The organism is Limimaricola sp. G21655-S1, from assembly GCF_027213785.1.
In the GTDB taxonomy this organism is placed as follows: Bacteria; Pseudomonadota; Alphaproteobacteria; order Rhodobacterales; family Rhodobacteraceae; genus Limimaricola.
The window spans coordinates 1-269 of the sequence record NZ_JAPWGO010000242.1; the positions used below are offsets into that span (position 1 = coordinate 1).

General features: G+C 61.0%; 1 pseudogene. It reads left to right on the forward strand.

Annotated features, from left to right (window positions below):
- Window positions 1-89: 89 nt before the first annotated feature.
- A pseudogene (locus O4G76_RS20620) lies at window positions 90-269 on the forward strand (adenylate/guanylate cyclase domain-containing protein); the annotation flags it as partial.

Consider the following 269-nt stretch of genomic DNA (forward strand, 5'->3'; position numbering starts at 1 on the left):
ACCAAGGGGTTTTCGGCTGGCGATGTGGCGCTGTTGCGCCGTATGTTACGGCAGTTGGCCAGCATGGAATGCCCGGTCGATCTTGAGACATGACCCACCATGAGGAGGATGGGGCAATTCACGCCGCCACCGAAGATCTAAAGAACTGGCTCACTCGTCAGGGGCTTAAATCCCGCGGACGCGAAGAGCTGTTGCGCGCCTTTTGCGAACGACTGGTCAACCACGGGGTGCCTTTGCTGCGGATGCAGCTGGCGCAGCGCGCGCTGCAC